The 13,020-nt window shown below is 49.5% G+C and carries 8 protein-coding genes; 3 read left to right on the plus strand and 5 right to left on the minus strand.

Translation table 11 applies throughout. The annotated features are described in order from the left end of the window. Window positions 1–77: 77 nt before the first annotated feature. On the minus strand, window positions 78–1,250 hold the full coding sequence (nhaA, locus tag F3F96_RS09465; RefSeq protein ID WP_176963017.1) for a Na+/H+ antiporter NhaA: 1,173 nt from the start codon (window positions 1,248–1,250) through the stop codon (window positions 78–80). A gap of 227 nt (window positions 1,251–1,477) precedes the next feature. Between nhaA and F3F96_RS09470 the strand changes: the two genes are divergently transcribed. Further along, window positions 1,478–3,493: a YgiQ family radical SAM protein gene (locus F3F96_RS09470; protein WP_241697765.1), complete on the plus strand. Its 2,016-nt coding sequence runs from the start codon at window positions 1,478–1,480 to the stop codon at window positions 3,491–3,493. 356 nt (window positions 3,494–3,849) lie between these two features. Continuing rightward, window positions 3,850–5,712 (plus strand): diguanylate cyclase, encoded by a 1,863-nt coding sequence (locus F3F96_RS09475; protein ID WP_176963019.1) that lies wholly within the window; start codon window positions 3,850–3,852, stop codon window positions 5,710–5,712. 58 nt (window positions 5,713–5,770) lie between these two features. On the opposite strand, the gene F3F96_RS09480 is transcribed toward F3F96_RS09475, so the two are convergent. Both F3F96_RS09480 and F3F96_RS09485 read right to left on the minus strand, forming a co-directional pair. Then, complete coding sequence (locus tag F3F96_RS09480) at window positions 5,771–6,628, minus strand: ion transporter (protein WP_176963020.1); 858 nt, start codon at window positions 6,626–6,628, stop codon at window positions 5,771–5,773. Window positions 6,629–6,818: 190 nt separating this feature from the next. After that, window positions 6,819–8,696: a DEAD/DEAH box helicase gene (locus F3F96_RS09485; RefSeq protein WP_176963021.1), complete on the minus strand. Its 1,878-nt coding sequence runs from the start codon at window positions 8,694–8,696 to the stop codon at window positions 6,819–6,821. Between the two features lie 126 nt (window positions 8,697–8,822). On the opposite strand from F3F96_RS09485, the gene F3F96_RS09490 reads away from it, so the two are divergent. Beyond that, entirely contained in the window at window positions 8,823–9,173 is a 351-nt protein-coding gene (locus F3F96_RS09490; RefSeq protein WP_176963022.1) for a DUF1456 family protein, read from the plus strand. Between the two features lie 37 nt (window positions 9,174–9,210). On the opposite strand, the gene F3F96_RS09495 is transcribed toward F3F96_RS09490, so the two are convergent. Both F3F96_RS09495 and hemE read right to left on the minus strand, forming a co-directional pair. Next, on the minus strand, window positions 9,211–11,748 hold the full coding sequence (locus F3F96_RS09495; RefSeq protein ID WP_241697766.1) for a PAS domain S-box protein: 2,538 nt from the start codon (window positions 11,746–11,748) through the stop codon (window positions 9,211–9,213). A gap of 94 nt (window positions 11,749–11,842) precedes the next feature. Continuing rightward, on the minus strand, window positions 11,843–12,910 hold the full coding sequence (hemE, locus tag F3F96_RS09500; RefSeq protein ID WP_176963023.1) for a uroporphyrinogen decarboxylase: 1,068 nt from the start codon (window positions 12,908–12,910) through the stop codon (window positions 11,843–11,845). Window positions 12,911–13,020: the final 110 nt, after the last annotated feature.

Below are 13,020 nucleotides of genomic sequence, written 5' to 3' on the forward strand. Positions count from 1 at the left end.
ACTCCTGTCGAAATAGAAAAGGTAAAGCTCATTGGAGAGCGTATCACCCAATCACCATCTATTCTATCGACAGAAACTTATTGAGGATTAATCAAAGCCCTCTTCAGCCACAGGTAGCCACATATTGCGGAGAGTGTGGAGGCAGCAATGATACCCAGGCGCTCATCGAAGAAGAGGTTCTCCCCCCCACTCTCAAAGGCCAGCGAACCGATAAACAGACTCATCGTAAAGCCAACGCCGCAAAGCAGTGAAACGCCATAGATCAGTGACCAGTTCACCTTAGAAGGCAGCGTCGCCAGCCCCATCTTCACAGCCAGCCAGGCAAAGGTAAAAACACCCAGCTGTTTACCGACAAACAGGCCCAGAGCAATACCAACGGTCACCGGATGCAGCAGTTGATCCAAGCCCGTCTCTTTAAAACTCAGCCCTGAATTGGCAAAAGCAAACAGAGGAAGGACCACAAAAGCCACCAGAGCATGCAGATCATGTTCCAACTCTTTAAGCGGAGAGCGATCTCTCTCCGGGTCACGAGCCAGTGGAATAAACATCGCCACGATCACACCTGCCAGTGTCGCGTGCACACCCGATTTCAGTACTGCCACCCACATAATCACTGCAAAAAGGATATAGGGGGTCAATCTGTATACATGAGAGCGATTCAGTAGCGCCAATCCGGCAATGCAAACAGCAGCAATGATCAAGCTGATGGTCGAGATCTCAGAGGTATAGAAGATAGCAATAATGATGATCGCCCCCAGATCATCGAAAATTGCCAGAGAGACCAGAAAAGTTTTCAGTGCCAGCGGTACGCGATCACCAAGCAGAGTGAGAATGGCAAGCGCAAAAGCGATGTCTGTTGCTGTGGGCACAGCCCACCCTTCAAGTGCTACCGGATCACCACGATTGATAAGGATATAGATCAGCGCAGGCACGACCATGCCACCCACTGCAGCAAAAGCAGGAAGAGCAATCGCTCTGGCTGAGGATAGTTCCCCTTCAAGCATCTCGCGCTTTAACTCCAGACCGACAATGAAGAAGAACACAGCCATCAAGCCATCATTAATCCACAACAGCAGAGGTTTGGCGATCTGCAGTGCACCGACACGCACCTCTACAGGCGTATCAAGCAGAAGATCGTAGTAGTGTGAGAGTGGTGAGTTGGCCAGTATCACAGCCAGACAGGCCGCTGCAATGAGCAGGATACCACTGGCTGACTCCAGTTTAAGAAAAGATCTGATTGCTGAAATCATTGTAACTCCATCACTTTGATGGATGCGATTTTGGCCACCCTGTGATTAAAAACCAGTTAAATTTAAAAGCAACTCAGAACATCGAATAGGCACAACTTTCGATATAAGCATCAACCGGCTTTGACTGATAGGATGCGGCCATGACCAAAGAGCAGAAAACTCACAAACGCTCGATTCTGAGTTGGCCGAAATATCGGTCTGAGCTTACCCCTGCTCAGCAACTCCCTATGAGCAGAGCCGAGATGGATCAATTGGGTTGGGATAGTTGCGACATCATCATCGTAACCGGTGATGCCTATATCGATCACCCTAGCTTTGGCATGGCTGTGATTGGCCGTGTACTCGAGGCGCAGGGCTTTCGGGTTGGCATTATCTCTCAACCGGACTGGAAATCTGCTGATGCATTCCGCACGCTCGGTGCGCCGAACCTCTTTTTCGGTGTGACTGCCGGCAATATGGATTCGATGGTCAATCACTACACATCCGAGCGCCGTATCCGCTCTGATGATGCCTATACCCCGGATGGCGTAGCAGGCAAACGGCCGGATAGGGCCGTTACCGTCTATGCCCAGCGCTGCCGCGAAGCCTTTAAAGGTGTGCCGGTGATTATCGGTAGTATTGAGGCCAGCCTGCGCCGTATCGCCCACTACGACTACTGGTCAGACACGGTTCGCCGCTCCGTTCTGCCTGACTCCAAAGCGGACATGCTGGTTTTTGGTAATGCTGAGTCTCAGATCATCGAGGTCGCACATAGATTAGCTGATGGTGACTCGGTCAAAGAGATTACCGATCTGCGCGGCACAGCCATCATGCGCAACACGATTCCCGATGGCTGGCATGAGATCGACTCACGTGAACTGGACACACCGGGCAAGCTAATTGAGCACCCTGACCCTTATGCCATGAAAGATAGTGCCACACAGGCCTGTGCGACTCAGGATGAGGCAGAACCGCTGCGTCTGATGTCCCGCTCACTGGAGAGTGCCAACACAGTGATTCGCCTCCCCTCATATGAAGAGGTCAAAGAGAGTCCGGTTCTCTACGCCCACGCCTCCCGTCTGATGCATCTGGAGACCAATCCGGGCAATGCGCGGGCGCTGGTGCAACGCCATGGCAATCGGGATGTCTGGCTTAATCCTCCCCCTATCCCGCTGAGCACCGGTGAAATGGATTTTGTGTTCGGACTGCCCTACTCACGCACACCGCACCAGAGTTATGGAAACCGTAGAATTCCAGCCTATGACATGATCAAACACTCCGTGAACATCATGCGCGGCTGCTTTGGGGGCTGTACCTTCTGCTCAATCACCGAGCATGAGGGGCGCATCATCCAGAGCCGCTCTGAAGATTCGATCATCCATGAGATCGAAGAGATTCGTGATAAAACACCGGGTTTTGCCGGCACCATCTCCGATCTGGGCGGACCTACTGCCAATATGTATCGGCTGGCCTGCAAGTCGAAAGAGATTGAGGCGGCCTGCCGCAAACCATCCTGTGTATTTCCCGGCATATGCAAAAACCTGGGCACCGATCATGCCCCTCTGATCAGACTCTATCGCAGAGCACGCTCCATTCGCGGCATCAAACGCATCTTTATCGCATCGGGCTTGCGCTACGACCTAGCTGTTGAATCACCGGAATATATTGAAGAGTTAGCCACGCATCACGTCGGTGGTTATCTGAAAATCGCGCCGGAACACACAGAAGACGGGCCGCTGAACAAGATGATGAAACCGGGTATCGGCAGCTTTGACCGGTTCAGGAAGATGTTTGAATCCGCATCAAAACGAGCCGGCAAAAAACAGTATCTCATCCCCTACTTTATCGCCGCCCATCCGGGCACAAGTGATGAGGATATGCTTAATCTGGCGCTATGGCTGAAAGCCAACCAGTTCAGGCCTGATCAGGTGCAGGCTTTCCTGCCATCACCCATGGCTACAGCCAGTGCGATGTATTATTCGGAGAGAAATCCGTTGCGCAAAATAAGCAACAAAAGTGAAACGGTATTTACACCCAAACGAAAAAAACAGCGAGACCTGCACAAGGCCTTTCTGCGTTATCACGATCCTGAAAACTGGCCGCTACTGCGTGAAGCACTCAAAAAAATGGGCCGCACCGATCTTATCGGTAACGGCCCGGATCAGCTGATCCCATCCACTTCGATGAGGAGGCATGAGGCAGGAGGGTCATCAGCTGCAAAACCTCAGCGCCCGTTGCATAAAAGGCGCGTGAGGAGACGTTAAATCTTAACTGTTATTTGGCAAACAGCGGCCGTGGAAACGGGTAAATGGTCTGACGCGTGTCGTTCTGATCAGCTTTCGCGTTCACTTTTTCATTTTCAACCTGTTTTTCAATCATAACATCTACTCCTTTGAAACAACGTCACTTTATCCACAGCACTAAAACTAACCTCCTGACATGCATCAACTGTGACCGACCTCACTAGTAAGAGCGTCTCTTCGATAAAGCTCTGACACCCATTCCATAGATTTGTCTTAAACGCTTCGCTTCAGTTGAGTTAGCGTGACTGAATCACCATTAAGTTGGCCCGATTTATGCGTATAAAAGTGAATCAGGTCATATTCAACGGGGTGAATATATGCGCATTCGGACCAAAGTTTCTATTCTTATTCTGCTATCCACACTGGCCATGGTGGTGATGCTGGCCGGTGTATCACTGCTCTCCTTCCGCTCCACTTCACTGGAGAATGAGAGAGAACATGGAGAGATGGCATCTGAACTGGCTCGCAATGAACTACTACTGAGCTTTCTTGCTGGCGACTACGATCATGAGGCATTGGAAAAACATATTAGAAGTCATATTGCCGATCTGCATGAAATCCGCATCGTGCGCACGCAGGCGACAGAGAAGCAGTACGGCAAAGGGACTCATGAGCCCAATGATGCAGAAAAAATAGCCCTGAGAACCGGCACTTCAAATGATCGCATGATCGAAACGGCCGAGGGTGTAAAATACCAGTACATCACCCCCTACTACGCTGAAAAAACATGCCTGCAGTGCCACGACGTCAACGAAGGTACACTGCTCGGCCTGGTAAATATCGAACTGGATCTTACAGATCAGCGTGCCAGTGCCTTATCCTCAACCTATGCTCTCATTGCTGCATTTATAGTCTTCGCCATTGTGCTCGGTTACATCCTTCGCCAACTTCTTATGCCCATTGTTGCTACCGCCACATCGATGCGTGATGTGGTTGCCCATGCCAAGGAGGGTAACTTTTCTGGCCGTATGGAAGAGGGTCGCAATGATGAACTGGGTCAGGTAGCAACCCAAACCAATCACCTCATGGATACGCTGGAGCAGAGTTTTGGCACCATTATCAAAGAGGTCGAATCGATGGAGGTTCACAGCATCACAACTGGTGAGGGTAACCTGCTCACCCGTACGGTGGACTCGGTAAAAACTATGGTGGGTGCCGTACGCTTTAAACAGACTATTGAAGAGGATCGCAACCTTGGTGATGTCTATGAACGCATTTTTCAGGCACTCACAGACACCTTCCAGATCAAACGCTTTTCACTCTATGAAGTGAACCATGACAAACAGCTGATGAAGCTTATTTATGCGCATGGGCTTCCGGAAGAGCAAACGCTCTGGTGCAACCCTGAGGTCAATGTCGATTCGTCTGCATGCAGAGCCTGCAGAACTGCCCACGATGTTAATTCTGAAGAGGAGGAGAATATCTGCACCTCATTTGCCGGTAACCGCATCTGCTCCAAAGATGAGATTCATCTGCACCACTTCTGCATCCCGCTGATGCAGGGTGGCCGTATCGGGGTTGTGTTGCAAATCATCCATGCCGACAGCGAAGCCGCAGAGATCAAAAAGAAGCTGCCGTTTATCCGTACTTACTTCAGTGAAGCTTCGCCGGTGATTGAGTCCAAGCGCCTCACAGAGGTGTTGCATGCATCGACTCTCAAGGATCCGATGACTGATCTTTATAACCGCCGTTTCCTTGATCAATTCAAATCACGGCTGATTGCTTCAGCCCAGCGCAGTAAAAAGAAGATCGGCCTGCTGATGTGCGATGTCGATTTTTTCAAAGATACCAATGACACCTATGGTCATAAGGTCGGCGACACCGTATTGATTGCTACGGCCAATATTCTTGCCAAGGCGATACGCCCATCAGATTACGTCATCCGCTATGGCGGCGAGGAGTTTCTGGTTGTTATTTCCGAGGCTGAAGAGGAGAAGACGCTGGAGATTGCCGAGCGCATCCGTAAAACACTGGAAGAGAATCAGTTCAATGCCGAGGGCAGTACTTTTAATAAAACACTATCTATCGGTGTGGCGATCTATGCAGATGATTCTGATGATCTGGACAAGTGTATTCATCTGGCTGATACAGCACTGTATGTTGCCAAGGATACCGGACGTAATCAGGTGATCCGATATCAGGAAGGCATGGAAAAAGAGGATTCCGACAACGAAGGTTAAGGCTTAATTCTGGCTGGAATAGATCTGATTGGAAAAGGCCAAACTAAATTCAGCAGACTTACTGTTTTCTGTTTCCCTCAGGGTTGATCTCTTCTTCGTTCTCATCAATCTGCTTGTAACCACAATGTGGGCAGTAATGAAACTCAGGAGCCATTGACTTTTCACAGCTCTGGCACTTCACGCCATGATGAACAGCACGGGCGATTTTAATCGACACCACACCGGTCACTGCAGCAAACATACAGATACCCACCACCATCAGACAGACAGCCACTGCACGTCCTGCCAGCGTGTGCGGCACCACATCACCATAACCGACTGTGGTCATGGTCACGATACCCCACCAGGCACCATCAAAGGCACTTTTGAAGGTCTCCGGCTCAATGGTATAGATCAGGTTTCCGGCGAGTATGGCACCCAGTCCGATGCTACCCAGCACCATGGCCAGCATCTCCATCGTGTCACGCATACTCGATATAAACAGGCGCAAGGCACGCAGATAACGCACCAGCTTTAACAGACGCAGAATTCTGAGCATTCTGATGGCCACATTCGGATCACCAATCAATAACATCGGCAGAATTGCCAGCATATCAACGATGCCATAAAAACTAAAAATATAGGCTCGGGCACTTCTTGCCGCATAACAGCGAAGAACAAATTCCATGGCAAAAACAAAGGTGACAATCATCTCAAACTGATGAACACGCTCTACCCAGATTTGTTCAAGATCCGGCATGGTCCCAGTCATTGAAACCAGCACACTGACAACAATCAAAATGGTGATGCTTAAGTTTACAGTGCGTCCCAGTTGGGTATGCACATCGAAAAACATCATATTCAAGAGGTTGCGTAGCGGACCTCTATCTGCCCTCTTGGCAAAAGCTTTTTTCGATGAATTGGCATCCAACCGCATATCGCCTCCGATACTCTTCTATCGGTCATGTTTCTGACTGCATTAATCATAACAGTGCAAGCAGGGAACGCCACAACAGGAAATCTATTCAATACACAGGAGAGATCGCATTCACCATAGTGATATAAACTGAACAAAAAAAGAGCCACCCGAATCGGGCGGCTCTTTTTATCTCTTCAATTTGCCTGTTCTATGACTTGCGTGGCGGTTTACCTCTGCCTTTCACCACATTACCACGACGCGGAGGACGATCACCGCCCCTTGATCCCGAAGGCCTGATGTTCCTTTTTTTGGCAGCAGGTGGCCTTGATGGGCCCTCAGAGCCTGAATCGCTGAGGCATGTGGCATCCAGTGTGCGACCTGCAACCCTGATCTCACGGAACTGCTTGAACAGTTCACTGGGCATACCCTCTGGCAAATCAACGGTACTGTGATCATCCATAATGTTGATTTTATCAATAAATTCAGATTCCAGCCCCATCTCATTGGCGATAGCGCCTACAATGTTGCCCGGTTTCACACCGTGGGTTTCACCGACTTCAAGGCGGTAGCGTGCCATGCCCCTCTCCGGTTTTGGCCCGCTGAAGGTTCTGGCTACAGGTTTGTCCCTGCGCGACGCACGATCTGATGCACTAACAGACGAACTTGAACGCTCAGCCCTTGGCCTTCTCTCGCCTCTACTCTCATCACGCGAATCACTGCGTTCGACACGTTCACGAACTGCACGCATAGGCTGATCCTTAAGCAGCAGAGACTTATCACCCTGTGCCATTTTTGCCAGTGCAGCTGCAATCTCAATAGCCGAAACGTCATGTTCAGCCTGATACTTTTCAACGATACCGGCAAACAACTCCAATCCATCACTGGATTCCAGTGTGTCACTGATACGCTGCTTGAATTCATCAATGCGTTTGTTGTTGATATCTTCAGTAGTCGGCATGACATACTGCTCAATCGTCTGCTTGGTCGCCCGCTCAATCGCATAAAGCATGCGCTTTTCACGTGGGGCTATGAAAAGAATTGCATCACCTTTGCGCCCTGCCCTACCGGTACGGCCAATACGATGAACATAAGGCTCAGTATCGTTGGGGATATCAAAGTTAATCACATGCGAAATACGATCCACATCGAGACCGCGTGCTGCAACATCTGTAGCAACAATAATATCGATCTGCCCCTTCTTCAGTCGGTTCACAGTCGCTTCACGTGTTTTCTGGGTGATATCACCATTAAGTGCTGATGCAGAGAAACCTCGCGCTTCAAGCTTTTCAGCAATCTCTTCGGTCGCAGACTTGGTGCGCACAAAGATGATCATGCCATCAAACGGCTCTGCCTCAAGAATACGGGTCAATGCATCCATCTTCTGACGAACGCCGCCAGCTACAAGGTAACGCTGACGAATCGTTTCTACTGTCGACGTTTTCGTCTTGACGGTAACATGTTCAGGACTGTTCAGATGCTGCTCAGCAATCTTGCGAATCACCGGTGGCATAGTGGCGGAGAATAGTGCGATCTGACGATCTGAAGGAGTCTGTTCGAGAACCCACTTCACATCATCGATGAAACCCATGCGCAACATCTCGTCCGCTTCATCGAGAACAAGAGCGCGCAGGCCACCAAGATTGAGTGTGCCGCGACGCATATGGTCCATCACACGACCGGGCGTGCCGACGACAACATGTACGCCACGTTTAAGTGCACGCAGCTGAATCTCATAGCTCTGACCACCGTAGATCGGCAACACATGGAAGCCTCTCATATGCTTGGCATAGATCTGGAACGCCTCGGCAACCTGAATAGCAAGCTCACGTGTTGGTGCCAACACAAGCAGCTGCGGAGTGCTTTTGTTCAAATCGATATGGGAGAGCAGCGGCAGCGCAAAGGCGCCTGTCTTGCCCGTGCCCGTCTGTGCCTGGCCAACAAGATCCCTGCCCTCTAAGAGCAGTGGAATCGTCTGTGCCTGAATCGGAGATGGTGTTTCATATCCCACATCTTGAACGCCCTTAAGCACGTCCGGGTGTAGGTTCAGCTCACTGAATGTAGGCTGAGTTTCTTCATTTGTAGTCATTTAATTATATACCTGCGGAAATTACCGGCCGCGAAGAGTGCCTATAATTGCATTAAGATACCATGAATATAATAGGTTTGTAGAAAAAACTGTCCCAATCCACCACAGATCGACTAAGCTTTGGCCATGACCGAAAACAATATTCTCAAGAAAATCACCATCGCCAACAACCTCAAACATTTCGAGATCAAAGAGATCTTCGAGCTTGGCGGCTTCGAATTCAGTAGCAGTCAGATCAAGGCATTTATGGCCGGATCACAAAACAAGAACTACGAGAAACTCTCTGAAGAGCAGTTTGAAGGTTTCCTCAACGGCTTCATTCTCTACTCCCGTGGCCCGGTGGATGAACCCACCCTGCTGCCGCGCACCATCGAAAGCTTCATCATCGGACTTATCGAGTCAGGCAACACAGGTGCTATCGAAGAGATTCGCTGCCTGATTGAAGATGTGAATGATGAGATCGGAACTGCTGATTAGCGATGGGTTGGCCAGCCTGACTGGCTACTCTGAATAGTTAAGCGTCCAGTTGCTCACGAATCACCCTGCTCAACATCTCAATATGACATGGTTTGGAGAGAATCAGGTAATCACTGGATGGCATCTCCCCTTTCAATGCATCCTCTTTATCGTAACCGGTTGTAAAGATCACTTTCACATCCGGATCAATGCCACACATCCTCTCTACCGCTTTCACACCACCCAGCCGTGGCATCACCACATCCATTAGCACACACGAAATAACACGATGACTGGTGCTGAATATTTCAACGGCTTCCAGTCCATCGGATGCCTCCAGCACGTTGTAACCGATGCTCTCCAACACCTCTTTGGTACTCATTCGAATGTCGGCATTATCATCGACCACAAGAATCGTCTCACCCTGGCCACTGATAATAGCGTCACAATCTTCAGGGCTGATTACAGACTGCTTCTCCTCCAGCAGCGGCAGATAGATATAAAATGAGGAGCCCTCACCGGGAGTGCTCTCCACTTCAACGATGCCACCATGACTTTCAATCGCACCATAAACCATGGCCAGACCAAGGCCTGTGCCTGTACCAACCTCCTTTGAGGTATAAAATGGTTCGAAGATATGCTCCTGCTGCTCTTTGCTGATACCGCAACCGTTATCACTGACTGTCAGCCTTGCAAACCGGGTACCGCTCATAGATGGATGCAGATGTGAGAACTCAGCATCTGCCTCAAACTCATCAAGAGAGAGAGAGACCTGCGGTTCAGCAACCGAAGCAACAGCATCACGGGCATTGTTCAGAAGATTGATCAACGCCTGATGCAGCTGCGTGGCATCACCATTGACCACCAACTCCTCCAGACAGAAGCGGGTCTTGAATGAGATGTTTTCAGGAATACTGACTTCATTGATCTTGGATACCTCTTTAATAAATGAGGTCAGGCCAAAAGGTCGCATCTCCAGCACACCCTTGCGCGCAAACATCAGCAGCTGTTTGATCATATCTGAAGCCCTGTAACTCAGACTCTCGACAACCTCCAGCCTGTGTACCACATCAGGAAAATCTACCATGCGTTTCTTGGCCAGATAGAGGTTGCCGGTCATGCCTCCCAGCATATTATTAAAATCATGGGCAATACCACCCACAAGCGTACCGATCGCCTCCATCTTCTGGGCCTGCCGGAACTTGTTCTCCAGCTCCTCATGATCACTCATATCCTGCTGGATACCGACAAAATGGGTGATTTCATGGGCCTCATTGAAGATCGGAGCAATCGACATCGATGCCGGATAGAGGCTGCCATCCTTACGACGTTCAATCAGTGAACGTTTCCATACCTCGCCACTCAAAATTGTCTGCCACAACTCGTCGTAAAACTCTGAACTCTGCCTGCCACTTTTAAGCAGTCTCGGGCTCTCTCCCATGACCTCCTCAGCAGTATGACCTGTAATGATTGAAAACGCCGGGTTCACATATTCAATGATCCCCTCTCTGTCGGTAATGATAATTGATTCGCCGGCCTGCTCGATAGCCTGAGATAGTTTGCGTAGTTGATCTTCGGCTTTTATACGGGCAGTGATATCATGAATAATCGAGTAGAGAACCTGCTCTCCATTCCAGTGCAAGGGACCTGAATAGACCTCAACATCTTTTACCTCTCCAGAAGCAAGCCTGTGTTTAAAGATGAAATGACTTCGCCCCTCTGATTTTGCATGCTGCATCTCAACCGCAATCTCTTCAGAAGAGAGACTGTTGATAGCAGAAATCGACATCGACATGAGTTGATCCTGGCTGTAACCGTAAAATAGTTCCGCAGCTCTGTTGGCGGCAATAATGGCTCCAGTATCGGGATCAATAACCAGTTCCACACACTTGTTGTTCTCAAACAGCTCTCTGAATCGCCCCTCACTCTTTTCCAGCTCATCTTTCTGATGCTGACTCTCAAGCCTGAGCGAGATATTTTGAGTAATTTGATGGTGAATCCTTAGCGAACTGATAACCAGAATAATCCAAAACAGGAAAAGCATAAAACCCATGGCATAAGCCATAGGCGTTGCCTCCATGACAAAGCGGAGGGAGAGAGGCAAAAGGCTCAGAGATAGATAAATGAGAATGGGGAGTTTTTGTGGGGAGAGTGAGGTGATCGCCCCGGCGCACATGCCACCTACCACAAAGGCGAGAAACACCTGATGTACTACAGACTGGTCGGCAAACAGAAGTAGTGATGCGCAGCCCCAGCTCAAAGCCGCCAGCGTGGTTCCTGCTAAAAAAGATATCTCCCAACGCTGAGAGTTTTGGACTTTAGCTTGATCACGTTGAAAATAGTGGCTGTGAAGCAGTCGGCCCAATGTGATAAACAGCAGGACAGCGAGCCATGCGATCAGATAGTCGTGCCTGATAACATCCCACAACATGAGCGTTAATATCGATGCGTTAATGGTAGTCGCAATGGAAGAGGAGGCCATTGCCTTAAACAGAAGAGAGACCTGCTCGGCTTTTATTGCCGCTTGCAGATGTGACATGTCAGCAACCTCTTCGCTCTTCACCATCTCAGGATATCTACCCCACTCAAATGCCATGATGCATTTCTCCTTAATCTGCATAGGAATAGTGCGACAGTAAACAAAAAAGGCCGCTCAGAGAGCGACCTTTTTAAAGTGAAGCAGTAGTCAGTTACTTATGATATTGAACGGACTCTTCGCGAACAGCCTTGAAAAACTCAATAGCGTGCTCAGGTGGCACATCTGGAGTGATGCCGTGACCAAGATTAAAGACATGGCCATTACCATGACCGAACTTGGCCAGAATATCCTTCACCTCAGCACGGATACGCTCAGGTTTAGCGTATAACATAGTCGGATCCATATTACCCTGCAGAGCCACGCGATCACCAACACGCGCTTTGGCCTCATCAATATCAATCGACCAGTCCAGACCCAGCACATCACAACCGGTATCAGCCATCGCTTCCAACCAGCCCATGCCACCCTTGGAGTAGAGGATTACAGGCACTTTACGGCCGTCATGTTCACGGGTGAGCTGTGAAACAATCCTCTGCATATACTGCAGGGAGAACTCTTTATAATCACGGGTATTAAGGATGCCACCCCAGGTATCAAAGATCTGTACAGCCTGTGCACCACTGGCAATCTGACCATTGAGATAAGCGGCAACAGAGTCGGCTAGCTTCTCAAGCAGCAGATGCATAGTTTCCGGATCATTGAATGCCATCGCTTTGACTTTGGAGAAGTTCTTGGAGCCGCCACCCTCAACCATGTAGGTCGCCAGTGTCCACGGAGAGCCTGCAAAACCGATCAGAGGTACGCGGCCATTGAGATCACGCCGAATGGTGCTCACTGCATCCATCACATAACCCAACTCTTTGGTTGGATCATCCAATACAGGCAGTTTTTCTACATCAGCACGGCAGGTGATTGGATCAGGGAACTTAGGCCCTTCACCGACACCAAAGGTCAGTTCCATGCCCATCGCTTCGGGTACAACCAGAATATCGGAGAAGAGAATCGCAGCATCTGCATCAAGAATATCAATCGGCTGCAGGGTTACTTCGGAGCACAGCTCAGGTGAGCGGCAGAGATTCAGGAAACCACCAGCGCGTGCTCGGGTTGCCCTGTATTCAGCAAGGTAACGTCCAGCCTGGCGCATCATCCATACCGGCGTACGCTCAACATCCTGGCGCAGGCAGGCGCGCAAAAATAGATCATTTTTCAATTCAGTCATTTATTATATTCCTTTTTTAGACACAGATGGACGCAGATTATCGCTGATGAACAGGATTACTATCAAAAACGATATCACCTAATCCTTCCACTCAATTTCTATCGTATTTA

The organism is Mariprofundus sp. NF, assembly GCF_013387455.1.
Lineage (GTDB): Bacteria > Pseudomonadota > Zetaproteobacteria > Mariprofundales > Mariprofundaceae > Mariprofundus.

What these genes read in the sequence shown, in the direction of transcription:
- nhaA (WP_176963017.1), bottom strand. Translation starts at nt 1,250, where the DNA reads ATGATTTCAGCAATCAGATCTTTTCTTAAACTGGAGTCAGCCAGTGGT.
- F3F96_RS09470 (WP_241697765.1), top strand. Translation starts at nt 1,478, where the DNA reads ATGAGCAGAGCCGAGATGGATCAATTGGGTTGGGATAGTTGCGACATC.
- F3F96_RS09475 (WP_176963019.1), top strand. Translation starts at nt 3,850, where the DNA reads ATGCGCATTCGGACCAAAGTTTCTATTCTTATTCTGCTATCCACACTG.
- F3F96_RS09480 (WP_176963020.1), bottom strand. Translation starts at nt 6,628, where the DNA reads ATGCGGTTGGATGCCAATTCATCGAAAAAAGCTTTTGCCAAGAGGGCA.
- F3F96_RS09485 (WP_176963021.1), bottom strand. Translation starts at nt 8,696, where the DNA reads ATGACTACAAATGAAGAAACTCAGCCTACATTCAGTGAGCTGAACCTA.
- F3F96_RS09490 (WP_176963022.1), top strand. Translation starts at nt 8,823, where the DNA reads ATGACCGAAAACAATATTCTCAAGAAAATCACCATCGCCAACAACCTC.
- F3F96_RS09495 (WP_241697766.1), bottom strand. Translation starts at nt 11,748, where the DNA reads ATGGCATTTGAGTGGGGTAGATATCCTGAGATGGTGAAGAGCGAAGAG.
- hemE (WP_176963023.1), bottom strand. Translation starts at nt 12,910, where the DNA reads ATGACTGAATTGAAAAATGATCTATTTTTGCGCGCCTGCCTGCGCCAG.